Origin of the sequence: Massilia paldalensis, assembly GCF_044901715.1 — a bacterium.
Classification (GTDB): domain Bacteria; phylum Pseudomonadota; class Gammaproteobacteria; order Burkholderiales; family Burkholderiaceae_D; genus Telluria; species Telluria paldalensis.
This window is the reverse complement of record NZ_JBJCIU010000004.1, coordinates 548127-574140: the sequence shown is the minus strand read 5'-3', so window position 1 is coordinate 574140 and position 26014 is coordinate 548127. Positions and strand designations below refer to the sequence as shown.

24 protein-coding genes are annotated in these 26014 nt (G+C 66.5%); 9 read left to right on the top strand and 15 right to left on the bottom strand.

Going from position 1 to position 26014, the window contains the following annotated elements; genetic code table 11:
- Positions 1–57: 57 nt before the first annotated feature.
- Positions 58–1731, bottom strand: a complete 1674-nt coding sequence (locus ACI1V7_RS21955; RefSeq protein WP_404533979.1) for a methyl-accepting chemotaxis protein — start codon at positions 1729–1731, stop codon at positions 58–60.
- A gap of 567 nt (positions 1732–2298) precedes the next feature.
- Between ACI1V7_RS21955 and ACI1V7_RS21950 the strand changes: the two genes are divergently transcribed.
- From ACI1V7_RS21950 to ACI1V7_RS21940, 3 genes are all read left to right on the top strand, one after another.
- Positions 2299–3081 (top strand): gamma-glutamyl-gamma-aminobutyrate hydrolase family protein, encoded by a 783-nt coding sequence (locus tag ACI1V7_RS21950; RefSeq protein WP_404533978.1) that lies wholly within the window; start codon positions 2299–2301, stop codon positions 3079–3081.
- Between the two features lie 123 nt (positions 3082–3204).
- The gene (locus ACI1V7_RS21945) at positions 3205–4575 is read left to right on the top strand and encodes a glutamine synthetase family protein (protein WP_404533977.1); all 1371 of its coding nucleotides are present in this window, start codon (positions 3205–3207) and stop codon (positions 4573–4575) included.
- A 35-nt stretch (positions 4576–4610) separates the two neighbouring features.
- Positions 4611–6047 carry an aspartate aminotransferase family protein gene (locus tag ACI1V7_RS21940; protein ID WP_404533976.1) on the top strand — a complete coding sequence of 479 codons (1437 nt, stop codon included), beginning with the start codon at positions 4611–4613 and terminating at the stop codon, positions 6045–6047.
- Positions 6048–6135: 88 nt separating this feature from the next.
- Here the strand turns inward: ACI1V7_RS21940 and ACI1V7_RS21935 are convergent, their stop codons facing one another.
- The 3 genes from ACI1V7_RS21935 to ACI1V7_RS21925 form a co-directional block, all read right to left on the bottom strand.
- Entirely contained in the window at positions 6136–7593 is a 1458-nt protein-coding gene (locus ACI1V7_RS21935) for a high affinity choline transporter 1 (protein ID WP_404533975.1), read from the bottom strand.
- A gap of 257 nt (positions 7594–7850) precedes the next feature.
- Positions 7851–8594, bottom strand: a complete 744-nt coding sequence (locus ACI1V7_RS21930; RefSeq protein WP_404533973.1) for a LytR/AlgR family response regulator transcription factor — start codon at positions 8592–8594, stop codon at positions 7851–7853.
- On the bottom strand, positions 8591–9679 hold the full coding sequence (locus ACI1V7_RS21925; protein ID WP_404533972.1) for a sensor histidine kinase: 1089 nt from the start codon (positions 9677–9679) through the stop codon (positions 8591–8593). The genes ACI1V7_RS21930 and ACI1V7_RS21925 overlap by 4 nt, the downstream gene beginning before the upstream one ends.
- 375 nt (positions 9680–10054) lie before the next feature.
- Between ACI1V7_RS21925 and ACI1V7_RS21920 the strand changes: the two genes are divergently transcribed.
- Both ACI1V7_RS21920 and ACI1V7_RS21915 read left to right on the top strand, forming a co-directional pair.
- Positions 10055–10852, top strand: a complete 798-nt coding sequence (locus tag ACI1V7_RS21920; RefSeq protein WP_404533971.1) for a DeoR/GlpR family DNA-binding transcription regulator — start codon at positions 10055–10057, stop codon at positions 10850–10852.
- Entirely contained in the window at positions 10849–12057 is a 1209-nt protein-coding gene (locus tag ACI1V7_RS21915) for an MFS transporter (protein ID WP_404533969.1), read from the top strand. The genes ACI1V7_RS21920 and ACI1V7_RS21915 overlap by 4 nt, the downstream gene beginning before the upstream one ends.
- Positions 12058–12127: 70 nt before the next feature.
- Here the strand turns inward: ACI1V7_RS21915 and thpR are convergent, their stop codons facing one another.
- The 7 genes from thpR to hda form a co-directional block, all read right to left on the bottom strand.
- Positions 12128–12670, bottom strand: coding sequence for an RNA 2',3'-cyclic phosphodiesterase (gene thpR, locus ACI1V7_RS21910; RefSeq protein WP_404533968.1), 543 nt, complete (start codon positions 12668–12670; stop codon positions 12128–12130).
- A gap of 15 nt (positions 12671–12685) precedes the next feature.
- The gene (gene panB / locus ACI1V7_RS21905) at positions 12686–13555 is read right to left on the bottom strand and encodes a 3-methyl-2-oxobutanoate hydroxymethyltransferase (RefSeq protein WP_404533967.1); all 870 of its coding nucleotides are present in this window, start codon (positions 13553–13555) and stop codon (positions 12686–12688) included.
- An 87-nt stretch (positions 13556–13642) separates the two neighbouring features.
- The gene (locus ACI1V7_RS21900) at positions 13643–13990 is read right to left on the bottom strand and encodes a DMT family protein (protein ID WP_404533966.1); all 348 of its coding nucleotides are present in this window, start codon (positions 13988–13990) and stop codon (positions 13643–13645) included.
- A complete protein-coding gene (gene folK / locus ACI1V7_RS21895; RefSeq protein ID WP_404533965.1) occupies positions 13990–14466 on the bottom strand; it encodes a 2-amino-4-hydroxy-6-hydroxymethyldihydropteridine diphosphokinase in 477 nt (158 codons plus the stop codon). Before folK ends, ACI1V7_RS21900 begins: the two co-directional genes overlap by 1 nt.
- Entirely contained in the window at positions 14463–15845 is a 1383-nt protein-coding gene (pcnB, locus tag ACI1V7_RS21890; protein WP_404533964.1) for a polynucleotide adenylyltransferase PcnB, read from the bottom strand. Before pcnB ends, folK begins: the two co-directional genes overlap by 4 nt.
- Positions 15842–16525 carry an HAD family hydrolase gene (locus ACI1V7_RS21885; protein WP_404533963.1) on the bottom strand — a complete coding sequence of 228 codons (684 nt, stop codon included), beginning with the start codon at positions 16523–16525 and terminating at the stop codon, positions 15842–15844. Before ACI1V7_RS21885 ends, pcnB begins: the two co-directional genes overlap by 4 nt.
- Positions 16522–17217, bottom strand: coding sequence for a DnaA regulatory inactivator Hda (hda, locus tag ACI1V7_RS21880; protein ID WP_404533962.1), 696 nt, complete (start codon positions 17215–17217; stop codon positions 16522–16524). The genes ACI1V7_RS21885 and hda overlap by 4 nt, the downstream gene beginning before the upstream one ends.
- A gap of 175 nt (positions 17218–17392) precedes the next feature.
- Between hda and purM the strand changes: the two genes are divergently transcribed.
- Complete coding sequence (purM, locus tag ACI1V7_RS21875; RefSeq protein ID WP_404533961.1) at positions 17393–18436, top strand: phosphoribosylformylglycinamidine cyclo-ligase; 1044 nt, start codon at positions 17393–17395, stop codon at positions 18434–18436.
- 178 nt (positions 18437–18614) lie between these two features.
- Here the strand turns inward: purM and ACI1V7_RS21870 are convergent, their stop codons facing one another.
- Genes ACI1V7_RS21870 through ACI1V7_RS21855 form a run of 4 tightly spaced genes read right to left on the bottom strand, consistent with a single transcriptional unit; the run spans position 18615 to position 23245 of the window.
- Complete coding sequence (locus tag ACI1V7_RS21870) at positions 18615–20708, bottom strand: sodium:solute symporter family protein (RefSeq protein ID WP_404533960.1); 2094 nt, start codon at positions 20706–20708, stop codon at positions 18615–18617.
- Positions 20705–21031, bottom strand: a complete 327-nt coding sequence (locus ACI1V7_RS21865; RefSeq protein ID WP_404533959.1) for a DUF4212 domain-containing protein — start codon at positions 21029–21031, stop codon at positions 20705–20707. The genes ACI1V7_RS21870 and ACI1V7_RS21865 overlap by 4 nt, the downstream gene beginning before the upstream one ends.
- Positions 21021–22541, bottom strand: coding sequence for a sensor histidine kinase (locus tag ACI1V7_RS21860; RefSeq protein WP_404533958.1), 1521 nt, complete (start codon positions 22539–22541; stop codon positions 21021–21023). Before ACI1V7_RS21860 ends, ACI1V7_RS21865 begins: the two co-directional genes overlap by 11 nt.
- Positions 22538–23245 carry a response regulator gene (locus tag ACI1V7_RS21855; protein WP_404533956.1) on the bottom strand — a complete coding sequence of 236 codons (708 nt, stop codon included), beginning with the start codon at positions 23243–23245 and terminating at the stop codon, positions 22538–22540. The genes ACI1V7_RS21860 and ACI1V7_RS21855 overlap by 4 nt, the downstream gene beginning before the upstream one ends.
- Before the next feature lie 189 nt (positions 23246–23434).
- Here ACI1V7_RS21855 and recA point away from each other — a divergent pair, with 189 nt between their 5' ends.
- The 3 genes from recA to ACI1V7_RS21840 all read left to right on the top strand — a co-directional run bounded on the left by recA (position 23435) and on the right by ACI1V7_RS21840 (position 25977).
- Positions 23435–24514, top strand: coding sequence for a recombinase RecA (recA, locus tag ACI1V7_RS21850; protein WP_404533955.1), 1080 nt, complete (start codon positions 23435–23437; stop codon positions 24512–24514).
- A 30-nt stretch (positions 24515–24544) separates the two neighbouring features.
- The gene (gene recX / locus ACI1V7_RS21845) at positions 24545–25009 is read left to right on the top strand and encodes a recombination regulator RecX (protein WP_404533954.1); all 465 of its coding nucleotides are present in this window, start codon (positions 24545–24547) and stop codon (positions 25007–25009) included.
- 410 nt (positions 25010–25419) lie between these two features.
- The gene (locus tag ACI1V7_RS21840) at positions 25420–25977 is read left to right on the top strand and encodes a DUF2889 domain-containing protein (RefSeq protein ID WP_404533953.1); all 558 of its coding nucleotides are present in this window, start codon (positions 25420–25422) and stop codon (positions 25975–25977) included.
- Positions 25978–26014 lie beyond the last annotated feature (37 nt).

The following is a 26014-nucleotide window of genomic DNA, read 5'->3' as shown; positions in this document are numbered from 1 at the left end:
AACCCTCGCGCAGGGTGGGCGCGGCCGGTGCAGGCACCACGTGCCCGCCATGCATACTCAGAACGTTTCCCACTCCTCTTCTTTCCTGGCCGGTGCCGCCGCGCGCTGCGCCTTCGCCGGCTTGGCCACGACGGCCACCGCGCGCGCCGGCTTGGCCTTGGTCTTGGCGCTACCCGCCGTCGCGCCACCCACGATCTTGAAGGTGCTGACCAGCTGCTCCAGCGCGCTCGACTGCTCCTGCATCGACTGCGCGGCGGCGGCCGCCTCTTCGACCAGCGCCGCGTTCTGCTGCGTCACCGAGTCCATTTCGCCGATCGCCTGGTTGATCTGCTCGATACCCGCTTCCTGCTCGTGGCTGGCCGACGAGATCTCGGCCATGATGTCCGTGACGCGGCGTACGCTCATGACGATGTCTTCCATCGTCGAACCGGCCTGCTGCACGAGGCGGCTGCCTTCGTCGACCTTCCCGACCGAATCGTCGATCAGCGCCTTGATCTCCTTGGCCGCGGCGGCCGAGCGCTGCGCCAGGTTGCGCACTTCGGAGGCCACGACGGCGAAGCCGCGGCCCTGTTCGCCCGCACGGGCCGCCTCGACGGCCGCATTCAACGCCAGGATATTGGTCTGAAAGGCGATGCCGTCGATGACGCCGATGATGTCGACGATCTTGCTGGCCGAGGCGTGGATCGAACCCATCGTGGTAACGACGTCGGCCACCACGGCGCCGCCGCGCGTGGCCACGTCCGAGGCCGACTTGGCCAGTTGATTCGCCTGGCGCGCATTCTCGGCGTTCTGCTTGACGGTGGACGTCAATTCTTCCATCGACGAGGCCGTTTCCTCCAGGGCGCTGGCCTGTTGCTCGGTGCGGCTCGACAGGTCCAGGTTGCCGCTGGCGATCTCGCCGGCGGCGGTGACGAGGGTGTCGGTGCCGCCGCGCACGCGCCCCACGACGGTCTGCAGCGAATCGTTCATCTCCTTCAGCGCGGCCAGCAGTTCGCCGGTCTCGTCCGTGCTGTCGACCTCGATGCGGCTGGTGAGGTCGCCACTGGCGACGGTGCGGGCGATGCCCACGGCGCGTTGCATCGGTGCCGTAATCGAGCGAGTGATGAACCAGGCCACGGCCACGGCCATCAGGGCCGCGAGGATGGACACGCCGATCAGCACGTTGCGCGCCTGCTCGAAATCGGCCTTGCCCTGTGCCTGCTCCTTCTCGTTGCGCGCGGCCTGGACGTCGATCATGTCGGCGATCGTCTGCTGCCAGGCTTTCACCGCCGGGACGGCTTCTCCTTTCAGCAGCGCCAGGCTTTCCTCGTTCTTGTTCGCGCGGCCAAGTTCCTGGACCTTGTTGATCAGGGGCGTGGCCTTCTGGCGCGCCTCGGCGATCTTCGCCAGCAGCGCGCGGCGCTCCGGGTCCGTGCTCAGCTTCTCCATCTTGTCGCGCCACTGGAAATACTCCTTCCAGGCCGTGTCGATGGTCGCGACCAGGCGCGTCATGCCCTCGTCGTCCGTCGTCAGGATAATGTCGCGCACGCCGATCGCGATGCGGCGCTGAGTGTCGCGCATGCCGTTGGCCGCTGCCAGCTGGGCATTGTTGTCGTTGACGATCCGTTCGGTCAGGCCATTGAGCTCGTTCATGCTGCGCATGCCAGTAAACGCCACCAGCAACAGCATGGCGAGCACGAGGCCGTAACCCAGGGCAAGCCGCTGGCCGATCTTCAAGTTGCTTAACTTCATTCTCGTTCCCGGTTGTGTTGAAAAATGTTTGTGAGCGCACACTTTCGAAGACGGCGCGGATGGGCCTGCGGTGTACTGTCCTGAAAGAAGATGGCTCCGTCGTGATCAAATGCGTGTAAGGCGGACGATAAGAAATTTTAGTAGGAGTACTCCTACCTCACAAATTACATCGTTGCCTTGTGGAAAATATACAACGGGTAAAAAATCTGATCATACAATCAGTTAATTTCGTGGAAATTGAACGCCGAATCGCAGCGATAGAAGAGGCGCACGTAAACGACCGTATAGAGATAAACGTCTTTTTACTGTCAGCAAATACAGGCCAATCCTAGAATGGGTCATCGATGGCCCGTCCAGGAGTCTGCCCGTTTGTGTTGGCATGGTTTTCGAGTTGCCGTTATGATTTTGCTACTGGTTTCGAAACAGGGAAACCTATTCCACTAGCAAATTCCACAAGGAACGCAAGGCACAGCGCGCGTTTCTTGATCTGGATTAACGGCCACTCGCACTCGGCACCGATTGCAGTATGATGGTCCGTGTGCGCCTCACTTTACAAAGGTAGAGACCATGCGCCCGATCGTTTTCGTCCCCGCTTGCACCCGCGACTTCGGCGAACACCCGTACCACGCGGCCCAGCACAAATATGTCGACGCCATCGTGCTCGGCGCCGACTGCGCGCCGCTCATCCTGCCGTCGCTGGGGGCGTCGCTCGACCTCGAGACGATGCTCGATTTGTGCGATGGCATCATGCTGACCGGTTCGGCGTCGAATGTGCATCCCAGCTATTACTCCGAAGAAGTGCTCGACCCTTCGCTGCCGCAGGATCCTGCGCGCGACCAGACGACCTTGCCGCTGATCCGCGCGGCGGTCGAGCGCGGCATTCCGATCATCGCGATCTGCCGCGGCTTCCAGGAGATGAACGTGGCGCTGGGCGGCAGCCTGCACCAGGCGGTGCAGACGGTGCCCGGCAAGTTCGACCACCGCGAGAACCCCGAGCTGGGCATGGACGAACAATACGGCGATGCGCACAAGGTGGCGCTGGTCGAGGGCGGGATGCTGCACGGCATCCTGGGCACGCCGGAAATCCCCGTCAACTCGCTGCACGGGCAGGGCGTGAACGAACTCGCCGCCAACCTGGTCGTCGAGGCAACCGCCGAGGATGGGCTGGTGGAAGCCTTCACGGTGGGGAACTCGCCCGGCTTCACGCTGGCCGTGCAATGGCATCCGGAGTGGCGCATCATTCACAATCCCCACTCCATGAAGATGTTCGGCGCGTTCGGCAATGCCTGCCGCGCTTACCAACAAGCCAAGCAGGCAGCACGGCACGCGACCATACGGGACGCCCTATGACACGCGATGCCAGGTGGGCGGTCCGGCCCGTTCCATAGCTTCCCTGTTCCCATCGATGCACCCTGCGGCGTGCGCGTTCCTGCACGCGCGTCCGCGCTTTTACTTAATGAACAGAGAATCATCATGGCTATCCGCGACAATTTTTCCTACAACGATATGGATGAGTGGCTCAATGGCAAGCGAGTCACCGAAATCGAATGCCTGGTCCCCGACTTGACCGGTGTCGCGCGTGGAAAGATCCTGCCACGCGTTAAATTTACCGAAGACCGCGGCATGCGCCTGCCGGAAATCGTGCTGGGCATGACCGTGACCGGCAATTCGCCGGAAAACGACGACGCCTTCGACCGCGCCATCTCCACCACCGACCGCGACATGATCCTGAAGGCCGATCCCGGCACGATCACGATGGTGCCGTGGGCCGTCGACCCGACCGCGCAAGTCATCCATGACTGCTATTTCTCCGATGGCCGCCTGGTCGACTTCGCCCCCCGCAGCGTGCTGCGCCGCGTCCTGAAGCTGTACGAACAGAAGGGCTGGAAGCCGCTGGTGGCGCCCGAGCTCGAGTTCTACCTCACCGCCAAGAACATCGACCCCGATCTGCCGCTGCGCGCGCCGATGGGCCGCAGCGGCCGCTCCGAGACCAGCCGCCAGGTCTACAGCATCGATGCCGTCAACGAATTCGATCCGCTGTTCGAGGACATCTACGACTATTGCGACATGATGGGCCTGGACGTCGACACGCTGATCCACGAGATCGGCGCCGGCCAGATGGAGATCAACTTCCAGCACGGCGAGCCGCTCGGCCTGGCGGACAAGGTCTTCTACTTCAAGCGCACGCTGCGCGAGGCCGCGCTCAAGCACGACATGTACGCCACCTTCATGGCCAAGCCGATGGCCGGCGAACCCGGTTCGGCCATGCACGTGCACCAGAGCGTCGTCGACGGCGCGACGGGCCGCAACATCTTCAGCAAGGACGACGGTTCGCCGTCCGACCTGTTCCGCTGGTACGTGGGCGGCCTGCAGCGCTACATGCCGTCGGCGATGGCGATCGTCGCGCCCTACGTGAACTCCTACCGCCGCATCGTGCGCCACACGGCCGCGCCGATCAACCTGCAGTGGGGCATCGACAACCGCACCGTCGGCATCCGTGTGCCGGTGTCCGGCTCGCAGGACAGGCGCGTGGAAAACCGCGTGATCGGCGCCGACGCCAATCCGTACCTGGCCCTGGCCGTCACGCTGGCCTGCGGCTACCTCGGCATCAGCGAGCAGCTGGAGCCAACGCCGATGGTCGAGGGCAATGCCTACAAGATGGCCGTCGACCTGCCGCAAGGCCTGCCGGAAGCGCTGAGCCGCCTGCGCGGCGAGGACCGCCTGCGCGACATCCTGGGCGAGCGCTTCATCGACGTCTATTCCGCCGTCAAGGAACTCGAGCACCAGGAATTCATGACGGTGATCAGCCCGTGGGAACGCGAGCATCTTCTCCTGCATGTCTGAACGCATGATGAGACCGAACACAATGGGAGGCAGTCATGAACGACATGGCATGCGAGGAGGGCCTGTGCACGCCGGCCCCTGACGTCATCGATACCCGCGCGCTGCAGCAGCTCGACGGCGCGCATTACCTGCACCCGTTCACCGACCACAAGGCGCTGCGCGAACGGGGCGCGCGCGTGATCGTGCGCGGCGACGGCATCTATCTGTGGGATGCGGACGGCCAGCGCATCATCGACGGCATGTCCGGGCTGTGGTGCGTGAACGCGGGCTACGGCAGGTCGTCGATCACGCGCGCGGTGGCGCAGCAGATGGACGCGCTGCCCTTCTATAACAGCTTCTTCGGCACGACCAACGTGCCCGCCGTGCAGCTGGCGGCGCGCCTCGCGGACCTCGCGCCGGCCGGCTTCGAGCGCGTGTTCTTCACCAGCTCCGGCTCGGAAGCGAACGACACCGCCGTGCGTATGGCCTGGCGCTATTGGCAGCTGATGGGCCGGCCCGAGCGCCAGTTCATCATCAGCCGCCACAACGCCTACCACGGCAGCACCATCGCCGGCGCCTCGCTCGGCGGCATGGCGGCCATGCATGCGCAGGGTGCGCTGCCCCTTCCGGGCTTCGTGCACATCGGCCAGCCCAGCATGACCGAATCGGGCGCCGGCATGAGCGAGGCCGAATTCGGCCTGCAGGCGGCCGGCTGGCTCGAACAGAAGATCCTCGCCGTCGGCCCGGAGCGCGTGGCCGCCTTCATCGGCGAGCCGGTGCAGGGCGCGGGCGGCGTGGTCATTCCCCCGTCGACCTACTGGCCGCACATCCAGCGCATCTGCGACAAGTACGGGATCCTCTTGATCGCGGACGAAGTGATCTGCGGCTTCGGCCGGCTGGGCGCCTGGTTCGGCAGCGAGCGCATGGGCATGCGGCCCGACCTGATCACCTTCGCCAAGGGCGTCACCTCGGGCTACGTGCCGCTGGGCGGCGTGCTGGTGGGCGAGCGCGTGGCCGAGGCGCTGGTCGAGCGCGGCGGCGACTTCCACCACGGCTTCACGTATTCCGGCCATCCGGTGGCCTGCGCGGCGGCGCTGGAAAACCTGCGCATCATGGAAGACGAGGGACTCGTCGAGCGCGTGGCGCGCGAGACGGGACCCTGGCTGAAAGCGGCGTTCGCACGGCTGGCGGCGCATCCGCTGGTCGGCCACGCGGACACCATCGGCTTCGCGGCCGGCCTGAACCTGGTGCGGCGCAAGGGGGACACCGTGCACGACTGCGAGCCGTTCGCCCGTGCGCTGGGCGTGGGCATGCTGTGCCGTGCGCACATGTTCGACAACGGCGTCGTGATGCGGGCCGTGGGAGACAGGATGATCGTGGCGCCGCCGCTCGTGATGACGTGCGCGCAGGTCGACGAGATGGCGGAGCGGATCTGGGCGTGCCTGGACTTGACGCTGGAGGATGTCGTCAAGCGAGGCTGGATGGCGAGCTGAAATTGGGTCCCTGCCTGCGCAGGGACGACGGCTGTTCAGCCGCTAACAATGCACGTCGCCCCTGCGCAGGCAGGGGCCTAATTTCCTCTCACGCACTCAGCGCCGTCTTGTGCGGCTCGTGCCGGTTCTTGAGCACCTGCGGCGCCAGCGAGCCCACCACCATGCCGACGAGCGCCGCGATCAGGCCCGCCAGCTGGCCCGGGAAGGCCTCGCCCAGCGAGGAGACCTGCGGGAAGAACAGCAGCCAGGTCGCGATGCCGGCCCCGATCGACAGGATCGCGCCCTGCGTCGTCGCGCGCTTCCAGTACAGGCCCATCACCAGCGGCACGAAGGCGCCGACCAGCGTGACCTGGTAGGCCGAGGACACCATGTCGTAGATCGAGGTGCCGCGCATCGCGATCGCATAGGCCAGCACGAGGGCCGCGAAGACCACGATGGTCACGCGCATCGCCAGCAGCTGCTGGCGGTCGTTCATGCCCGGGCGCAGGTTCTTGAGGATGTTCTCGACGAAGCTGGTCGACGGCGCCAGCAGCGTGGCCGACGAGGTGCTCTTGATGGCCGACAGCAGGGCGCCGAAGAACAGGATCTGCATGATCAGCGGCATTTGCGTCATGACGAAGGTCGGCAGCACGCGCTGGTAGTCGTTCTTGGCCAGTTCCATCGCATCGTTGCCCATCACGATGACGGCGCAGGCGACGATGAACATCGGCACGAAGGCGAACAGGATGTAGCTGGCGCCGCCGATCACGGCGCCGGCCCGCGCGGTCGGGGCGCTGTTGGCAGACATCACGCGCTGGTACACGTCCTGCTGCGGGATCGAGCCGAGCATCATCGTCACGGCCGAGCCGACGAAGAAGGCGATGTCCGTGAACTTCGCCTCGGGCAGGAATTTCCACAGGTCGGCCTTGTGCGCCATGTCGATGACGGCACCGGTGCCGCCGGCCAGCTTGGCCGAGAACACGGCGATGATCGACAGGCCCACGACCAGCACGATCATCTGGATGAAGTCCGTGATCGCCACGGCCAGGAAGCCGCCCACGACCACGTAGATCAGCACGGCCAGCGTGCCGACGATCATGCCCATCGTTTCCGACATCGCGCCGCCCGTCAGCACCGAGAACACGAGCCCCAGCGCCGTGATCTGCGCCGCCACCCAGCCCAGGTAGGACAGGATGATGGCCGCCGAGCAGAACACCTCGATGCCCTTGCCGTAGCGGGCGCGGTAGTAGTCGCCGATGGTGAGCAGGTTCAGTTTATAGAGGCGCGCGGCGAAGAACAGGCCGACGAGGATCAGGCAGGTGCCGGCGCCGAACGGGTCTTCGACCAGCGCGCCCAGGCCGCCCTGCACGAACTTGGCGGGAATGCCCATCACCGTCTCCGCGCCGAACCAGGTGGCGAAGGTGGTCGTGATGACCATCACCAGCGGCAGGCTGCGGCCGGCCACGGCGAAGTCGGCCGTGTTCTTGATCCGCGACCCGGCCCAGACGCCCAGGCCGAGCGTGCCGAGCAGGTAGAGCACGACAGACGAAATCAGGATGGTGTTCATGTGTTGGTGTGCCCCGGCGGAAATGGAATTTCGGGTTGGAAAAATTCGCGATTATAGCGGCAGAAAACCCCGGTTGGACTGATTTTATCGGGGCGTGTCGGGATGACAACGGTGGGGCGGCAAGCGTGCGCCGGATGAGGGCGGCGGCGGGCAAGAACGGTGCAATGTGCACGTCGCCCCTGCGCAGGCAGGGGCCCAATGTCGTCGTGCCGCCGCAAAATTGGATCCCCGCCTGCGCGGGGACGACGTGCCGGCGGCTAGATCGCCATGTCCCGCAGCACCTTCGACGCCTCCCGGCTCGCCGTCAGCATCGTCCCATCCCGCATCCGGATCAGCAGCTGCGATTGCTCGTCCGCCTTCATCGAATCGACGAAGTCGAGGTTCACGAGCGCCGAGCGGTGCACGCGCATGAAGCGCGCCGGATCGAGCCGGGCTTCCAGTTCCGAGATGCCGATGCGGACCAGGAAGGTGCGCCCGCGTGCGCCGATCGCCGTGTATTTCGAGTCGGCCTTCAGGTAGGCGATCTCGTGCACGGCCAGCGGGAAGATCTGGCCGCGGTCGCGCACCAGGATGCGGTCGAGGTAGCCGGCCGGGCGTCCGGTCGCCTGGACCAGCGCCGCATCCATGGCCTCGCGCGGCGCGGCCGGCTCGTCCAGCAGGCGCGCCACGGCCGCATCGAAGCGGGCGCGCGTGAAGGGCTTCAAGAGGTAGTCGACGGCGTTCAGCTCGAAGGCGGTGACGGCGTACTGGTCGTAGGCGGTGGTGAACACGATGGCCGGCATCCACGACAGGCGCTTCAATACTTCCAGCCCCGTCATCTCGGGCATCTGGATGTCCATGAACACGATGTCCGGGCGGTGCGCCTCGATCTGGGCGAGCGCGCTGGCGCCGTCGGCGGCTTCGCCGGCCAGGCGCAGGCCGGGGTGGGCGTAGATGGCATCGCGCAGCACGTCGCGCGCCAGCGGCTCGTCCTCGGCGATGAACACGGTGCGGGCACTCACGTTGCGGCTCCTCGTGCGGTGGCGGTGGGGATGGACAGGGTCACGCTGAAGCCGGCGCCCGGGCGGGTGTCGATGGCCAGGCCGCCGGCGGGGCCGTATGCGAGGCGCAGGCGGCGGTCCACGGTGCGGATGCCCAGGCCGCTCGATGCGCGCACGGCGTCGAGCTCGGCGCCGGGGCCGTCGTCGCCCACCGTCAGCTGCAATGCGCCGGACCGTGCGTCGATGCCGGTGCGGATCAGCAGGCGCCCGGGCCGGCTGTGCGGGTTGAATGCGTGCTTGATGCTGTTCTCGACCAGCGGCTGCAGCGACAGCGCGGGCAGCGAGCAGCCCGCCGCCGCGTCGTCCAGCTCCCAGTCGACGCGCAGGCGCGCGCCCAGGCGCAGGCTTTCCAGTTCCAGGTAGTCGCGCACGAAGCGCAGCTCGTCTTCCAGCGTGACGCGGTCGCTGCCCGTCTTTTCCGTGTCCAGCACGTAGCGCAGCATGTCCGAGAACTGGAACAGCGCCGTTTCGGCGGCATTCGGATTCCTCCTCGTCAGGGCGATGATCGAATGCAGGGTGTTGAAAAGGAAGTGCGGATTGAGCTTGCTGCGCAGGGCGTTCAGCTCGGAGGCGATCAACAGCGAATGCGCCTGCTGGATCGTCAGCGCCTGGCGCTGGCGGGCGGCGTCCAGGCGCACGGCGTGGAAGACGCCGGCGACCACGATATACATCATCGCACCGTATAGCGTCGGCCATACGTAATAGGCGAGCGGCCTGGTGGTGCCGTAGTACATTGCCGGTAGCATGGACAGGATCGCATACGACGCAGCCAGGAAGGCGTGGACGAGGAAGACTGCCACCGGCGGCAGGCGCCGGCGTTCAAGGAAGCCTTGCAAGGGCCACACCAGGGCAAGTACCAGCGCCTGTGGGATGACCCACGCCACCGCGGTAAGGCCTTTCCACTTGAAACCGGTGCTTTCACCATTGTCGAGCTGGAGGGCTGCGGCGAGCAGCCGCATGTAGGCAAGCCAGCCGCCCGCATAGTTGCGCCACATGCGCGAGGTCGGGATGTCCGTGGACGGTCGTTGGTCGGTGAGCTGTTCCATAACAAAAAGTATGCCGCAGAAAACATCGCTTGCGGCGGCGATGACGCGAACTGCGGATCGCCGGCAACGAAGTGCGGAAACGGGGCAAAAACCGCGGGCGACCCGGGCGCGGGTCAGAGCACATTTCCGGTGAAATTCGGGGTCAGAGCACTTTTTTGATCAATTGCCTGCTCTGCTTTTCAAGGAGCGCGCCCTGGCGTTCCTGCGTGGGTCGCCGTGCAAACTAGAGGCCGATCAATTTCCACAAAATGTGCTCTGACCCCGAATAATTGAAAAAATGTGCTCTGACCCCGAATTTTTGGATTGCACGTTTTTGCATGAACTTGCATGTTCGTGCGTAAACCCGTACAGTGCGTGGTATTCAAAGGAGGAACCATGCAACTTGCGGAAGAACGCCGGCAATCGATCGTGGAAATGGTCGATCGCCAGGGGAAGGTGCTGGCGGCGGAGCTGGCCCAGCAGTTCAATACATCGGAAGACACGATCCGGCGCGACCTGCGCGACCTCGATGCGGCCGGCCTGCTGCGCCGCGTCCACGGCGGGGCCATGCGCCGCACGCGGGCCGAGCCCAGCTTCGGCCAGCGCGCCGATGCGGACGCCGCCCGCAAGGGCCTGCTGGCGGGGGCGTTGGCGGAAAGCGTGCAGCCGGGCGATACCGTGCTGGTCGATGCCGGCACGACCAACCTCGCCTTCGTGCGCCTGCTCGAGGATGGCCATGCGGCCACCATCGTCACCAACAGCCCGCGCATCGCGCTGGAGCTGGGCCACTTGCGCACGACGCGCGTGCTGCTGCTGGGCGGCACCTATGCGGGGCATGCGGATGCGGTGCTGGGCGCCCACACGGTGGCCGAGATCCAGCGCCTGCGCGTGAACCTGGCCGTCGTCGGTGCCTGCAGCGTCGAGGCCGACCGCGGACTGGGCGCCAGCAATATCGAGGAAGCCGAGGTCAAGGGTGCGATGCTGGCGGCCGCCAGCCGCCGCGTCGTGGCCGTGCTCAACGAGCGGCTGGAAGCGCCGGCGCCGTTCCTGATCGCGCCCCTGTCCGAGGTCGACCAGCTGGTGCTGGAACCGGACGTCGCCCCGGACGTGCTGGCGCGCCTGCGCCAGGCCGAACGGGCTCCCGACATCCGCCTGGCGGGCGCCGCCCACGCGACGGGAAGGAGCAAGGCATGACGACGATGAATGACGACGCGATGAATGACGGCGCAATGAATGATGGCCCAATGAAGGGCGGCGCCGCCCTGGCGCGCCCGCCCGCGCACGTGGAAGCGGCGCGCTGGGCGATCTCCCTGGTCTTCCTGCTCAACGGCGCCGGCATCGGCCTGTGGGCCGCCCACGTGCCGCTGGTGCAGGCACGCACGGGCATCTCGACGGGCACGCTGGGCTTCCTGCTGCTGACGATCGCCGGCGGCGCCATCGCGGCGATGCCGATGTCGGGCTGGCTGTCCGGACGCTGGGGCACGCGCGCCGTCGTGCTCGCGGCCGGCTGGATGTTTTCCCTTATGACGGCCGTCCTGATGAACATCGGCGACGCGACGGCCCTGTTCGCGGCGGCCTTCGTGTTCGGCGCCAGCAACGGCCTGCTGGACGTGTCGATGAACACCAATGCCAGCGAAGTGGAAACGGCGCGCGGTATTCCGACCATGTCCTCGTTCCACGGCTTTTACAGCCTGGGCGGCCTGATCGGCGCGGCGGTGGGCGGCATCGTGATCGGCGCCGGGTTCGGCGACGGCCGCGGCGCGCTGGCGGCCGGCGTCGTCTTCGCCGTCGCGATCGCGCTGTGCGCCCGCTTCATCCTGGCGGTACCGCCAGCCTCGCATGGCAGCCACTTCGCCATCCCGCGCGGCCCGGCCCTGTTCCTCGGCCTGCTGGCGCTGCTGTGCTTCGCCGTGGAAGGCGCGCTGGTCGACTGGAGCGCGCTGCTGCTGGCCGAGCGCACGGGGGCGGAGCCGGCGTCGGCGGCCCTCGGCTACTCGGCGTTTTCCGTCACGATGGCCGCCTGCCGTTTCGCCGGCGACCGCCTCGTGCTGCGCTTCGGCGCCGTGCCCGTCATGACGGCGGGCGGCATCGGCATCTGCGCGGGCCTGCTGCTGGCCGTGACCAGCACCCATTTCCTGCTGTCGGCGCTGGGCTTCGCGCTGATCGGCCTGGCCGCGGCGAACGTGGTGCCGCTGATCTTCTCGGCGGCCGCGCGCGTGCCCGGCATGTCGGCCGGCGGCGGGCTGGCGGCGGTGGCGACGCTCGGCTATGCGGGGCTGTTGCTGGCGCCGCCGATCATCGGCTCGATCGCGGCGCACAGCAATATCGCGGTGGCGCTGGGGGTGTTGTCGCTGGCGGGTATCGTGGTGGCATTGAATGCGCGTGTCGTGAAGCGGTGAATGGTGGGCACATGGTGCCCACCCTACGCATCGTCATCGGCATCGTAGGGTGGGCACCACGTGCCCACCATCACGCACCGGCGGGGTATTCGCGCAGTACCGTATAACCCACGCCCGGCCGCGACTCGACCAGCGCATAGCGCTCCGCCCGCCACGCGATCTCCGGCCCATCCTGCGGCAGGATGGCCTCTCGTGCCCGGCGCGCCATCGTCACGTGCGGGCGATAGGCGCGCTCCTCGGCCTGCAGGCCCAGGTCCTGCAGCGATTGCGACAAGCCCGCATGCAGGTCCAGCAACGCCTGCGGAACGGCATGCGGCGCCAGCACGGCGATGCCGTTGTGCCATACCTCGGGGCGGCCCAGCTGCAGTTCGAACGGAGCGAAGGGAAGGGCAAAGCCGTCCAGCAGGTCGGGCAAGCGGTCGGACGGCACGCTGCCCAGGAAGTGCAGCGTCAGGTGCAGCTTGGCCGTGTCGACGGGCGCCGCGCCGCGCGGCCAGGTCCACAGGTCGCGCCATGCACGCAATTGCGCGCGCACGGCATCGTCGGGCCACAGCGCCAGGAACAGGCGCAGGGAAGAGGGAGAAGAGGGGAAAGAGGGGGCCATGTCGTCCATGCCCCCATCCTACGCTCAGAAGCAGTGTTCCGGCGCCGGGAAGCTGCCGTCCTTGACGGCCGCCACGTAGGCACTGACGGCCGCGTCGATGCTGGTCTGGCCTTCCATGAAGTTCTTCACGAAGCGCGCCTTGCGGCCGGGGAAGACGCCCAGCAGGTCGTGCATGACGAGCACCTGGCCCGAGCAGTCCGGACCGGCGCCGATGCCGATGGTCGGTACGCGCAGCATCTCCGTGACTTCCTTGCCGAGGGCGGCCGGCACGGCCTCCAGCAGCACGATGGCGGCGCCGGCATCCTGCAGGGCCACGGCGTCGCGCTTCAACTGCTCGGCGCCGGCGTCGGTCTTGCCCTGCACCTTGTAGCCGCCCAGCTGGTGCACGAACTGCGGGGTCAGGCCGATGTGGGCGCAGACGGGAATGCCGCGCTGGACCAGGAAGTGCACGGTCTCGGCCAGCCATTCGCCGCCCTCGATCTTGACCATGTGGGCGCCGGCGCGCATCAGTGCCGCGCAGTTGTCGTAGGCCTGTTCCTTGCTGCCGTAGCTGCCGAAGGGCAGGTCGGCCAGCACGAGGGCGTTCTTGCTGCCGCGCTTGACGGAGGCGGTGTGGTAGGCGACGTCGGCCACCGTCACGGGCAGCGTCGAATCGTAGCCGGCACAGACCATGCCCAGCGAATCGCCGATCAGCAGGATCTCCACGCCGCAGCGGTCCATCAGCGACGCGAAGCTGGCGTCGTAGCAGGTGAGCATGGCGATCTTGTCGCCGCTGGCACGCATGGCCATCAGCGATGGAATGGTGACGGCCTTCGGCACCGGCTTGGCGGGCGCGTTCGCCACGTTCGTCTGCCCCGGGGCCGCCATGTCCTTGCCACCCAAATATCCGCTCATAGTATTCCTTTGAAATCAAAAAAGCCGTCGGGACGACTCACCGACGGCGTAGTGTAATGCGAAGTTCCGGTTCCTGCCGGGGAACCCTCAGGAACGGAAGATGAAGTAGACCGCCCCCAGCATGCACAGCGCCGCCCACACGTAGTCCAGCTTGAACGGCTGGTCCATGTAGAACACGGCGAACGGCACGAACACGGACAGCGTGATCACTTCCTGCATGATCTTCAGCTGGCCCAGGTTGTACTGGGTCGCGCCGATACGGTTGGCAGGCACCTGCAGCAGGTACTCGAACAGCGCGATGCCCCAGCTGATCAGGGCGGCCACGTACCAGGCCTTGTTCGACAGGTTCTTCAAATGACCGTACCAGGCGAAGGTCATGAACACGTTGGACAGGACCAGCAGGCCGCCGGTCTGGACGATCACGGGAAGTTGCATCAGGACAGCCTTTCGATGGATTGGTCGGCCACGCCCGGCAGCAGCGACGCCACGCTGCCGCGGCCGGGAATGACGAGGTCGGGCGCGAGTTCGGCCAGCGGCGCCAGCACGAACGCGCGCTCGTGCAGGCGCGGATGGGGCACCAGCAACACGGGCGCGTCGGCGATGATATCGTCGCCATACAGCAGCAGGTCGAGGTCGAGGGTGCGCGGCGCGTTGCGGTAGGGGCGTTCGCGGCCGTGGGCCTGCTCGATGTCGAACAGCGCCCGCAGCAGCGCGTGCGCGTCCAGGCCGGTATCGAGCGAGGCCACGGCGTTGACGTAGTCGTCGCCGGAGGAGTCGATGGGCGCCGTGCGGTACAGCGAGGAAGCCTGCAGCAGGCGCGCGCCGGGCAGGCGCGCCAGGCGATCGAGTGCGTCCAGCACGTTCGCGCGCGCGTCGCCCAGGTTGGCGCCGATGCCGACCCAGGCGATCATTCGGCGGCGGCTCCGCCTTCGTTGGCGACGGTGGAGCCGGCCGCTTCGCCTTCATCCGTCTTGCGCGGGCCGCGGCGGCGCGGGCGCTTCTTGGCGGCGGCGGGTGCGGTCTCGCGCGCCGAGTTGATCAGGCGTTCGCGCTCGGCCACGTCACCGGCATAGAAGGTGGTCCACCAGTTGCCCACGTCGGCATCCAGTTCGCCCGATTCGCAGCGCAGCAGCAGGAAGTCGAAGCCGGCGCGGAAGCGCGGGTGCTCCAGCAGTTTATAGGGCGCCTTGCCGTTGCGGCGTTCGAAGCGCGGCTGCATGGCCCAGATGTCGCGCATGTCGGTGGCGATGCGGCGCTGCAGGGCCAGCTTGTCGGTCTGGTTGTCCAGCACGTCGTCGGCGGCCAGGTGCAGGGCCGGGATCGGCGATTCGCCGGCGGCGCGGTAGGCGTTCCACTTTTCCAGCACCTGGTGCCACAGCAGGGAGGCGAACAGGAAGCCCGGCGAGACGCCCTTGCCGGCGCGTACGCGCGCATCGGTGGAGTCCAGCGCCAGCGTCACGAACTTCATGCCGATGGGCTGCTCCAGCACCACGTCCAGCAGCGGCAAGAGGCCATGGTGCAGGCCCGACGAGCGCAGCTCCTTCAGGCAGGCCAGCGCGTGGCCGCTCATCAGGAGCTTGAGCATCTCGTCGAACACGCGCGCGGCCGGCACGTTGTTGATGAGCGGGGCCATGACGGGAATCGGCGCGCGCGTGGCCGGCTCGATCGTGAACTGCAGCTTGGCGGCGAAGCGCACCACGCGCAGCATGCGCACGGGGTCTTCGCGATAGCGCGCTTCCGGCTGGCCGATGATGCGCAGGATCCTGGCGCGGATGTCCTCGATGCCGCCATGGTAGTCCAGCACCGTCTGGGTGGCCGGATCGTAGTACATGGCGTTGATGGTGAAGTCGCGGCGCTCGGCATCCTCGTGCTGCGGACCGAAGTTGTTGTCGCGCAGGACGCGGCCATGCTCGTCCTTCGGCGCATTGTCGCTGCCGCGGCCGCGGAAGGTCGTCACTTCCAGCAGGTCCTGGCCGAACATCACGTGCACGATCTGGAAGCGGCGGCCGATGATGAAGGCGCGGCGGAACAGGCGCTTGACTTCTTCCGGCGTGGCGTCGGTGGCGATGTCGAAGTCCTTCGGCTTCACGCCCAGCAGCAGGTCGCGCACGGCGCCGCCGACGACGAAGGCCTTGAAGCCCGCTTCCTGCAGGGTCTGGGTCACGCGGATGGCATTGCTGGACACCAGCTTCGGGTCGATGCCGTGCTGTTCGGGTCCGAGGACTACGGGTTCGGTGGGGTCGCGTTCGTCTTTCACGCCAAGGATTTTACGGATGAATTTTTTGATCATTGAACAGATGCGTCGAACAGATGCAGTAAAGGCCAGCCATTGGCGCTTGCGTGTTGGCGCAGTAACGCGCTCGGATTGGTCGCCACCGGATGGGAGACGACCGACAGCAGCGGAATGTCGTTGTGCGAATCGCTGTAGAAATAGCTGCGCTCGAAGCTGTCGAACGGCCGCCCCAGGGTCTCGAGCCAGGCGTGCATGTGGACCACCTTGTTGGGGCCGTGGGACGGCAGGCCGTCCAGCTTGCCCGTCGGGTGGCCGCGCTCGTCCAGCTGCGGACGGGCGGCGAGCAGGTGTTCCACGCCCAGCAGCCTGGCGATGGGCGCCGTCAGCCAGGCGTTGGTGGCGGTGACGATGGCCACCAGGTCGCCGGCATCCTGGTGCTGCGCCAGCAGCGCGCGGGCGGACGGCAGGATGGCCGGTTCGATCACCTCCTTCAGGTACTGGCCGTGCAGGTCGCGCAGGACGGCCGGCTCGAAGCCGGCCAGCGTGCCGAGGGCGAATTCGAGGTACTCGACGGGATCGAGCTTGCCGGCGTTGTACTGGGCGAAAAAGGCGTCGTTGCGGCGCTGGTAATCGTCGGCGTCCACGACGCCCTGGCGCACCAGGAACTCGCCCCATTCATGATCGGAATCGATCGGCAGCAGCGTATGGTCGAGGTCAAACAGCGCGAGGTTCTTCATTCTTTGGTTTCGTTGTGCGGCGCATTGCCTTGGTTTTCCTGCAGCAGCAGGTCGCGCAGCAGCGGGACCGTGACGGGCCGCTGGGTCTCGAGGGAATACTGGTCGAGGGCATCCAGCATGGTCGACAGGGAGCGCATGTCGCGCTTGAAGTGGGACAGCAAATAGGGTAACACGCTGGCCGACAGCGTCAAACCGCGCGCCTCGGCCGCCTGGGTCAGCGCGGCGATCTTCTGGTCGTCGGACAGGCCGTGGATCTGGTAGACCAGGCCCCAGCCCATGCGCGTGCGCAGGTCTTCGCGCACCGGCAGCACGGCCGGCGGCACCGGGCCCGTACATACCATGTAGGCGCCGTGCTCGCGCACCTGGTTGAACAGGGCGAAGGCGTCGATCTGGCGTTGCGGCGAGAGCTGGTCGATGTCGTCGACCAGGTACAGGCTGGTGCCGGGCGCGTAGACGAATTCCGACGCGGCGGCACCGGCCGCGACGTAGCGCGAGCCGGGCGTGGCCGCCAGGCCCTGCAGCAGGTGCGTCTTGCCGGCGCCCGTCTCGCCCCACAGGTAGCAGAAATGCTCGCGCGAGGCGCGCTGCGCGAACTGGTGCATCAGGTGCGCCATTTCGGCATTCTCGCCTATCTGGAAGGTGTCGAGGCTGTACGCCGGTTCGGCGCCTAAATCGAGCACCAGCTGTTTCATCGCGCGATTCTCACGTTTTTAAAAATCAGGTATTTATTGTTATGGCGGTAAAACAGCGTCGTAGCGGGCCGTTTTGATAAAATAACGGATTGACCAGTTGGCCGTCGGCTCTCGTGCCGCAAATGTGTCGATCGGTCAACCGCCTACTATTTTACCGCCTCCGCTGCCAAATACCATGAGCCAACCATCTAATGTTTCTCTCTCCTACCGCGATGCCGGTGTCGATATCGATGCCGGCGACGCCCTGGTCGAAGCGATCAAACCATTTGCCAAGCGCACCATGCGCGAAGGCGTGCTCGGTGGCATCGGTGGTTTCGGTGCGCTGTTCGAGATCAGCAAGAAATACAAGGAACCGGTGCTGGTGTCCGGTACCGACGGCGTGGGCACCAAGCTCAAGCTGGCGTTCGAGCTGAACCGCCACGACACTGTCGGCATCGACCTGGTCGCCATGAGCGTCAACGACATCCTCGTGCAGGGTGCCGAGCCCCTGTTCTTCCTCGACTACTTCGCCTGCGGCAAGCTGGACGTGCCGACCGCCACCGCCGTGGTCAAGGGCATCGCCACCGGCTGCGAACAGGCCGGCGCCGCGCTGATCGGCGGCGAGACCGCCGAAATGCCGAGCATGTACCCGGACGGCGAATACGACCTGGCCGGCTTTGCCGTCGGCGCCGTGGAAAAATCGCAGATCATCGACGGCACCAAGATCGCCCCGGGCGACGTCGTGCTGGGCCTGGCCTCGTCGGGCATCCACTCGAACGGCTACTCGCTGGTGCGCAAGATCATCGAAGTCTCGAAACCGGACCTGGAAGGCGATTTCCACGGCCAGAAGCTGTCCGACGCCCTGATGGCGCCGACCCGCATCTACGTCAAGCCGCTGCTGGCGCTGATGCAGTCGATGGAAGTGAAGGGCCTCGTGCACATCACCGGCGGCGGCCTCGTCGAGAATATCCCGCGCGTGCTGCAGGACAACCTGACCGCCGTGCTGGACAGCAAGTCCTGGACCCTGCCGCCGCTGTTCCAGTGGCTGCAGCAGCACGGCGGCGTGGCCGACGCCGAAATGCACCGCGTGTTCAACTGCGGCATCGGCATGACCGTGATCGTCGCCAAGGAGAACGCGGACGCCGCCATGGCCCAGCTGCAGGCGGCCGGCGAGACCGTGTACCGCATCGGCGAGATCCGTGCGCGTGCGGAAGGCGAGCACCAGACGATCGTCGTTTAAAACCGAGCGGCAAACACCGAGCGGCACCGAGCGGCAAGCACCGAGCGGCACCGAGCAGCAAGCACCGAGCGGCACCGAGCAGCAAACACCGTCGTCCCCGCGCAGGCGGGGATCCAATTTTTGCATGCGCTATCGAAACGCGCGCAAATTGGGTCCCCGCCTGCGCGGGGACGACGTTTTATTCCGGCGCCCGGATATGGTCGACCAGCCCGCTGCTCGCCGCCGGCGGCGCCTTCGTCAGCAAACTGACGACGACCAGGGTCGCCAGCCCCGCCGGCACCCCGAACACGCCCGCCGAGATCGGCGCAATGTGGAACCAGGCGGCGTCCGCGCTGCCGCCCAGGATCGGGTTCGCGTGCAGCATGTAGTACAGGCATACCAGGAAGCCGGCGGCCATGCCGGCGACCGCGCCGGCATGGTTGGCGCGCTTCCAGAACACGCCGGCCACCAGCGCCGGGAACATCGTCGAGCCGGCCAGCGAGAAGGCGGCGCCCACCAGCGACAGGATGTCGGCCGGCTTCTGCGAGGCGGCGTAGGCGGCGATGAAGGCCACGGCCAGCAGCAGCAGCTTCGAGATCGTCACCCGCTTCTGCGTGGACGCGCCCGGATCCACGATCTTGAAGTAGATGTCGTGCGACAGCGCGTTCGAGATCGCCAGCAGCAGGCCGTCCGCCGTCGACAGCGCCGCCGCCAGCCCGCCGGCCGCCACCAGGCCCGATACCACGTAGGGCAGGCCGCCGATTTCCGGCGTGGCCAGCGTCAGCACGTCGCCGTCGATGGCGATCTCGGCTAGCTGCACGATGCCGTCGCCGTTGATGTCGACGATGCTGATGAGCGGATTGGCCTTGTCGACGTTGGCCCAGTACGACACCCAGGTCGGCAGCGAGGAGTACTCCGTGCCCACCACCGCCGTGTAGATGTCGTACTTGGCCAGCACGGCCAGAGCCGGCATCGTCAGGTAGATCAGCAGGATGAAGAACAGCGTCCAGAACACGGACACGCGCGTCTCGTGCACGGAGGGCGTGGTGTAGGCGCGCATCAGGATGTGGGGCAGGGCGGCGGTGCCGAACATCAGGCAGAACACCAGCGCCAGGAAGTTGTTGCGGCGGATGTCGGACTCTTCGCGCGTGTCGCCCGGGAAGGGCTCGGCGTGCGGCACGGGCGGGCGGGCGCGCTCCAGGTTGGCGGCGCGCAGCTCGGCCCAGGCGCGCGCGGCGTCCTCGGCGCTGCGCGGGTACTCCATCAGCGCGCGCTCGGCGTTGCGGATCTCGCCAAGCGAGGCGTTGCGGCCGCGCGCCGCGTCCAGGCGGCGCTGGGCTTCGATCTTGCCCGCCTCCCAGGACTGCGGCAGGCCGGCCAGGCGCGCGCCGTAGCCGTCGGCGAGGGCGCGGAAGCGGGCGCGCACCTCTTCCTCGCCCGGGTCGATCGCCAGCTGCGCCTCGCGCAGCGCCAGCTTGGGCAGCACCGAACCGTAGGCCACCTGCGGCACGGGGTTGCCGGCGAATTTCATGGACAGCCACATGGTCGGGATCAGGAAGGCCACGAGGATGATGATGTACTGCGCCACCTGGGTCCAGGTGATGGCGCGCATCCCGCCCAGGAAGGAGCAGACCAGGATGCTGGCCAGGCCCAGGAAGATGCCGACCGAGAAATCCACGCCCGTGAAGCGCGAGGCGATCAGGCCCACCGCATAGATCTGCGCCACCACGTAGGTGAACGACACGACGATCGTGGCGGCCACGGCCAGCGCACGCACCTGGTTGCCGCGGCGCCCGTTGCCGTCGCCGCCGCCGTAGCGCACGGCGAGGAAGTCGGGGATCGTGTACTGGGCGAAGCGCCGCAGGTAGGGGGCGATCAGCAGGGCCACCAGGCAGTAGCCGCCGGTCCAGCCCATCACGTAGGCGAGCGCGTCGAAGCCGTGCAGGTACAGCGTGCCGGCCAGGCTGATGAAGCTGGCCGCCGAGATCCAGTCGGCGGCCGTCGCCATGCCGTTGAACAGGGCGGGCACCCTGCGCCCCGCCACGTAGTATTCGGACACGTTCGACGTGCGGCTGACCACGCCGATGGTGGCGTACAGCACGATGGTGGCGAACATGTACAGGTGGCCGATCCACTGGCGCGGCATGCCTTCCTTCTCGAGGATGCCCAGCGCGCCCAGGAACAGGCCGAAGCACAGCGTGAACCACAGGTAGTAGCGCGACAGGCGCCGGAAGTAGCGCCGCGTGTTCTCTTTCGTGGCGGCCTTGGCGGCGGGCGTGCCCGGCGCGTTCACGTGGCCTCCCCGAGCCGGCGCGCGAAGTCGCGGTCGAGCACGCGCATGCGCCAGGCGTAGGCGCCGATGATGGCCAGGTAGATCAATGACGCGCCCTGGGCCGCCAGGTAGAACGACAGCGGCCAGCCGAACACCGACAGGTGCGCCAGGTCGCGCGCGAAGAACACCGTGCAGAAGCTGGTGGCGAGCCACAGCGCCAGCAGCCAGGCGATCAGGCGGCGCGCGCGTGTCCAGTGCAGGGCGCGGGCGGCGACGATGCGCGTGCGCTGCAGGTCGGGATCGGGCGGATCGGCGGGAAGAGGGACGGAATGGTCAGTCGACATCGGGGTCAGGCATGGCAAGTGGCGGGAAGGTCAGCCGGAACAGGCTGCCCGGGAATTTCTTGTGCGTGCTGCGCGGGTTGTTGAAGATCTCGATGTCGGCGCCGTGCTGGCGCGCGATCTCGCGCACGATCGCCAGGCCCAGGCCCGAGCCGGATGCGCTGGAGCCGAGGATGCGGTAGAAGCGCTCGAACACGCGCCGCCGTTCGGACGGGGCGATGCCGGGGCCGGTGTCCTCGACTTCCAGCAGCGCCAGGTTGCCGCTGGCGCGCACGCGCACGGTGACGCTGCCGCCGGCCGGCGTGTAGCGCAGCGCATTGTCGATCAGGTTCGACAGCAGCTCGCGCAGCATGATGGCGCTGCCGTCGATCTCCACGCTCGCCTCCGGCTCCTCGTAGCCGAGGTCGATCTCGTGCGCGAACGAGGCCGTCACCCAGTCCTGCACGACGTCGCGCGCCAGCATGCCGAGGTCGAGCGGTTCCAGCGCCACGCCGGCCTGCGGCTGGTTTTCGGCGCGCGCCAGCGCCAGCAGCTGGTTCACGAGGCGCGTGGCCGATTCCGAACTCTTCGCCAGCTGCTCGAGCGAGCGGTGGATCTCGTCCGGGTCGACCTGCCGCAGTGCCAGTTCCGACTGCATGCGCATGCCGGCCAGCGGCGTCTTCATCTGGTGCGCGGCGTCGGCGATGAAGCGCTTCTGGGCGTCGATCGTGTGGGTCAGGCGCGCCAGCATGTCGTTGAGCGAGCCGACCAGCGGGGAGATCTCTTCCGGCACCTGGCGCGGATCGATGGGCGACAGGTCGTCCGAGGGCCGCGCGCGGATGCGTTCCTGCAGCTGGGCCAGCGGCGACAGGCCGCGCGACAGGGCGAACCAGACCAGGGCCAGGATTACGGGCAGGATGATGAACTGGGGCAGGATCACGCCCTTGATGATTTCGTTGGCCAGCTGGGCGCGCTTGTCGAGCGTCTCCGCCACCTGCACCAGGGCCAGGCGCGGCTCGACTTTCGGATCGGCGAGGGGCTGCAGGTTGACCCAGGCATAGGCCACGCGCACGGGCGTGCCGTGCAGGTTCTCGTTGCGGAAGTGCACGCGGCCGCTGCGTTCGGCGTCGTCCGGCGGCGGCTGCGGCAGCTCGCGGTCGCCGTCGATGGCTTCGCCACGCGGCCCCGTGATCTGGAAGTAGACGCTGTCGACGTCGTCGGCGCGCAGGAAGTCGCGCGCCGTGCCGGGCAGGCGCGCGGCCACCTTGCCGTCGACTTCCTTGACCTGCTGGGCCAGCACGGTGACGCTGTCTTCCAGCGCATGGTCGAACGGCTGGTTGGCGATCGACTTCGCCACCAGGTAGGTGATGGCGATACTCATCGGCCACAGCAGCAGCAGCGGGGCCAGCATCCAGTCCAGGATCTCGCCGAACAGCGAATGCTGGATGCTTTCCTCGGGTTCGGGCTTGGGCGGGACGTAGAGCGGCTCGGGCGCCGCCGTGTCCCCGGCGATGGCGTTGGCTCCCCGTCTCACGGGTTGCCGGCCGCGGCGGCGGCCTTGCGGGCGCTGTCGGCGTAGCGTTCGAGGCAATAGCCGAGGCCGCGCACGGTGGCGATGCGGATGCCGCCCGTCTCGATCTTCTTGCGCAGGCGGTGCACGTAGACCTCGATGGCGTTGTTCGACACTTCCTCGCCCCATTCGCACAGGTGGTCGACCAGTTGCTCCTTGGAGACGAGGCGTCCCGTGCGCGCCAGCAGGATTTCCAGCAGGCCCAGTTCGCGCGCCGACAGGTCCAGCATCTGGTCGTTGATGGTGGCGCTGCGTCCGACCTGGTCGTACACCAGCGGGCCGTGGCGGATGATGGTCGAGCCGCCGCCCTGGCCGCGCCGCGTCAGGGCGCGCACGCGCGCTTCCAGTTCGGACAGGGCGAAGGGCTTGGGCATGTAGTCGTCGGCGCCCGCATCGAGCCCGCCCACGCGCTGCTCGATGGAATCGGCGGCGGTGAGGATGAGCACCGGCAGCAGGGAGCCGCGCGCGCGCAGGCGGCGCAGCACGTCCAGCCCGGACAGCTTGGGCAGGCCGAGGTCGAGGATGAGGAGGTCGAACTCCTGGGTCGACAGCGCGGTGTCGGCATCCTGGCCGTTCTTGACGCAATCGATGGCGTAGCCGGATTGGCGCAGCGAACGCGTCAGGCCGTCGGCCAGTACGCTATCATCTTCGGCGAGTAGAATACGCATCTTGCATCTCCTTCGTGGATCGTTTGACCTGGCTTGCGCGCATATTGTGTTTGATATTTCGCAACGTGTCGAATGTGTCGGAAGACGTAAATAAGCCTTGCCAAAACCACTGGGATTTTATACAGTACTTCCTATTGAAATCGCGCGAGCGGCCCCTATCTTGGTTCACTCTAGGACTGAATGAATATCATGGACGACAAAAAAACTGCACTGAACGTAGCTGAGAAGGGCAAGGCGCTGGCAGCAGCCCTCGCGCAAATCGAGAAACAATTCGGCAAGGGCTCCGTCATGCGCATGGACGCCAATGCCCCCGTGGAAGAAGTGCAAACCGTGTCCACCGGCTCGCTGGGCCTGGACATTGCGCTGGGTGTCGGCGGCCTGCCGCGCGGCCGTATCGTGGAAATCTACGGTCCGGAATCGTCGGGTAAAACCACGCTGACCCTGCAGACCATTGCTCAGATGCAGAAGCTGGGCGGTACCTGCGCGTTCATCGACGCCGAGCACGCGCTGGACGTCACTTATGCGCAAAAGCTGGGCATCAAGCTGGACGAACTGCTGATCTCGCAGCCGGACACGGGCGAACAGGCCCTGGAAATCACCGACGCGCTCGTGCGTTCGGGCAGCGTCGACCTCGTGGTCATCGACTCGGTGGCGGCACTGACCCCGCGCGCCGAGATCGAAGGCGACATGGGCGACTCCCTGCCGGGCCTGCAAGCCCGCCTCATGTCGCAGGCGCTGCGCAAGCTGACCGCCTCGATCAACCGTACGAACACCCTGGTCATCTTCATCAACCAGATCCGTATGAAGATCGGCGTCATGTTCGGCAGCCCGGAAACCACGACGGGCGGTAACGCGCTGAAGTTCTACGCCTCCGTGCGCATGGACATCCGCCGTACCGGTTCGATCAAGTCGGGCGACGAGGTGATCGGTAACGAAACCAAGGTCAAGGTCGTCAAGAACAAGATCGCGCCCCCGTTCAAGGAAGCGCACTTCGACATCCTGTACGGCGAAGGCACGTCGCGCGAAGGCGAGATCATCGACCTGGGCGTGGACAACAAGATCGTCGAGAAGTCGGGTTCGTGGTACAGCTACGGCGGCGAACGCATCGGCCAGGGCAAGGACAATGCACGTGTCTACCTGAAAGAGCGTCCGGCACTGGCACGCGAGATCGAGAACAAGGTCCGTGCCGCCCTGGGCGTGCGCGAACTGCCGCCGGCGCCGGCCGGTGACGCTGCCCCGCAGGCGGCGACCGTCGCCGACGACGAGTAATCCGACGGTGGTGGTTGAAAGGCTGTCGGCATGAGGCAGCCTCCGCTCAGCCTGAAGGCCCGCGCGTTGAAGTACCTGTCGACGCGCGAGCACAGCCGTCTCGAACTGGGACGCAAACTGGCCCGTTACGCCGAGGAGGGCGACGACGTCGAAGCGCTGCTCGACTTCCTCGAACGGAACAATTGGCTGTCCCAGGAGCGGTTTGCCGAATCGCTCGTCCACCGTCGTGCCGGCCGCTACGGCAACAGCCGTGTGCTGGCCGAACTGCAGCAGCACGGCGTGAAGGGCGACGACCTCGATGAACTGAAGGCAGGACTGAAGGACACCGAAGTCGCCCGCGCGAAGGAAGTCTGGCGCCGCAAGTTCGACCGCGTCCCCCAGGACGCCGCCGAACGCAGCAAGCAGATGCGTTTCCTGCTGCAGCGCGGGTTTTCCCAGGGCGCGGTGCGTGCCGCGCTCAAGGGCCATGTCGACGACGAGGATTTTCATGACTGAGCTTCAGCGCATGAATATCTGAACGGCTGACCTGTCGTGAATATCTGCCTGTTGTTTTATTTATGACAGGCAAGTACCGCTGTCATTCGAAGCGCAAGCGTCCAGCGCCATCCGCCGATGTGCCGCTCGACCGGGGCACACTCCTCAAACGGCGTCATGACGCTGCACGCTTGCGCTTCTCTCCCCGCGCGTTCCTGTCGCTTTTCTGGCGCAGACGGCAACATTCCTCCCCGCTTCCCTCCGTAAAAACCCTTATATAGCCGCGGTAACGGTGCAACCGGTGACGTGCTGTGCTAAACTTTCGTGGTTTAAGCAGCGCCGCAAGAGCGGTTGTTGCCGTAGAAGCTGCGGCAACGTGCATCAGGCACAACGGCTGCAATATTTTTCGCCGCATTCCGGCATTGGTGTTTATGCCCCTGTCTCCACCAGCTCCGCGTCAGCTCAGGCACACGCGCGCCATTACCGTCGAAGCGTTCCTGCGCGACGACGGCATGTGGGACCTCGACGCGTGCATCCGCGACGTCAAGAAGCATGACATCGAGCTGCCTTCCGGGCGCCGTCCGGCCAATGTGCCGGTACACGACCTCAAGCTGCGCGTGACCATCGATCGCGACATGGTCATCGTCGACGCAGAAGCTGCGTCCGATGCCGTTCCCTATCCCGGTTTCTGCGACGCCATCACGCCTGCCTACAAGCAGCTGATCGGCTTGTCGCTGCTGAAACATTTCCGTTTGCATCTGAAAGACCGCCTGTCCGGCGTCCTCGGCTGCACCCACCTGACCGAACTCGCGCAAATCCTGCCCACCGCGGCAATCCAGGCCTTTGCCGATGACGAGATGGCCAACCGTCCGGGCGAGACCGCGTCCGAACGGCCGTATGAACTGGACCGCTGCCATGCACTGCGCCTCGACGGCCCCGTCGTCGAAAAGTATTATCCGCGCTGGGCTGTGAAGGCGGTGCCGGGGTAGTATCGCGATTTCTCGCTTTTTATTTATTCAACCGTAC

Bases quoted from the DNA above. Each gene is read 5' to 3' on its own strand.
- ACI1V7_RS21955 (WP_404533979.1), bottom strand. From the start codon at position 1,731: ATGAAGTTAAGCAACTTGAAGATCGGCCAGCGGCTTGCCCTGGGTTAC.
- ACI1V7_RS21950 (WP_404533978.1), top strand. From the start codon at position 2,299: ATGCGCCCGATCGTTTTCGTCCCCGCTTGCACCCGCGACTTCGGCGAA.
- ACI1V7_RS21945 (WP_404533977.1), top strand. From the start codon at position 3,205: ATGGCTATCCGCGACAATTTTTCCTACAACGATATGGATGAGTGGCTC.
- ACI1V7_RS21940 (WP_404533976.1), top strand. From the start codon at position 4,611: ATGAACGACATGGCATGCGAGGAGGGCCTGTGCACGCCGGCCCCTGAC.
- ACI1V7_RS21935 (WP_404533975.1), bottom strand. From the start codon at position 7,593: ATGAACACCATCCTGATTTCGTCTGTCGTGCTCTACCTGCTCGGCACG.
- ACI1V7_RS21925 (WP_404533972.1), bottom strand. From the start codon at position 9,679: ATGGAACAGCTCACCGACCAACGACCGTCCACGGACATCCCGACCTCG.
- ACI1V7_RS21920 (WP_404533971.1), top strand. From the start codon at position 10,055: ATGCAACTTGCGGAAGAACGCCGGCAATCGATCGTGGAAATGGTCGAT.
- ACI1V7_RS21915 (WP_404533969.1), top strand. From the start codon at position 10,849: ATGACGACGATGAATGACGACGCGATGAATGACGGCGCAATGAATGAT.
- thpR (WP_404533968.1), bottom strand. From the start codon at position 12,670: ATGGACGACATGGCCCCCTCTTTCCCCTCTTCTCCCTCTTCCCTGCGC.
- panB (WP_404533967.1), bottom strand. From the start codon at position 13,555: ATGAGCGGATATTTGGGTGGCAAGGACATGGCGGCCCCGGGGCAGACG.
- ACI1V7_RS21900 (WP_404533966.1), bottom strand. From the start codon at position 13,990: ATGCAACTTCCCGTGATCGTCCAGACCGGCGGCCTGCTGGTCCTGTCC.
- folK (WP_404533965.1), bottom strand. From the start codon at position 14,466: ATGATCGCCTGGGTCGGCATCGGCGCCAACCTGGGCGACGCGCGCGCG.
- pcnB (WP_404533964.1), bottom strand. From the start codon at position 15,845: ATGATCAAAAAATTCATCCGTAAAATCCTTGGCGTGAAAGACGAACGC.
- ACI1V7_RS21885 (WP_404533963.1), bottom strand. From the start codon at position 16,525: ATGAAGAACCTCGCGCTGTTTGACCTCGACCATACGCTGCTGCCGATC.
- hda (WP_404533962.1), bottom strand. From the start codon at position 17,217: ATGAAACAGCTGGTGCTCGATTTAGGCGCCGAACCGGCGTACAGCCTC.
- purM (WP_404533961.1), top strand. From the start codon at position 17,393: ATGAGCCAACCATCTAATGTTTCTCTCTCCTACCGCGATGCCGGTGTC.
- ACI1V7_RS21865 (WP_404533959.1), bottom strand. From the start codon at position 21,031: ATGTCGACTGACCATTCCGTCCCTCTTCCCGCCGATCCGCCCGATCCC.
- ACI1V7_RS21855 (WP_404533956.1), bottom strand. From the start codon at position 23,245: ATGCGTATTCTACTCGCCGAAGATGATAGCGTACTGGCCGACGGCCTG.
- recA (WP_404533955.1), top strand. From the start codon at position 23,435: ATGGACGACAAAAAAACTGCACTGAACGTAGCTGAGAAGGGCAAGGCG.
- recX (WP_404533954.1), top strand. From the start codon at position 24,545: ATGAGGCAGCCTCCGCTCAGCCTGAAGGCCCGCGCGTTGAAGTACCTG.
- ACI1V7_RS21840 (WP_404533953.1), top strand. From the start codon at position 25,420: ATGCCCCTGTCTCCACCAGCTCCGCGTCAGCTCAGGCACACGCGCGCC.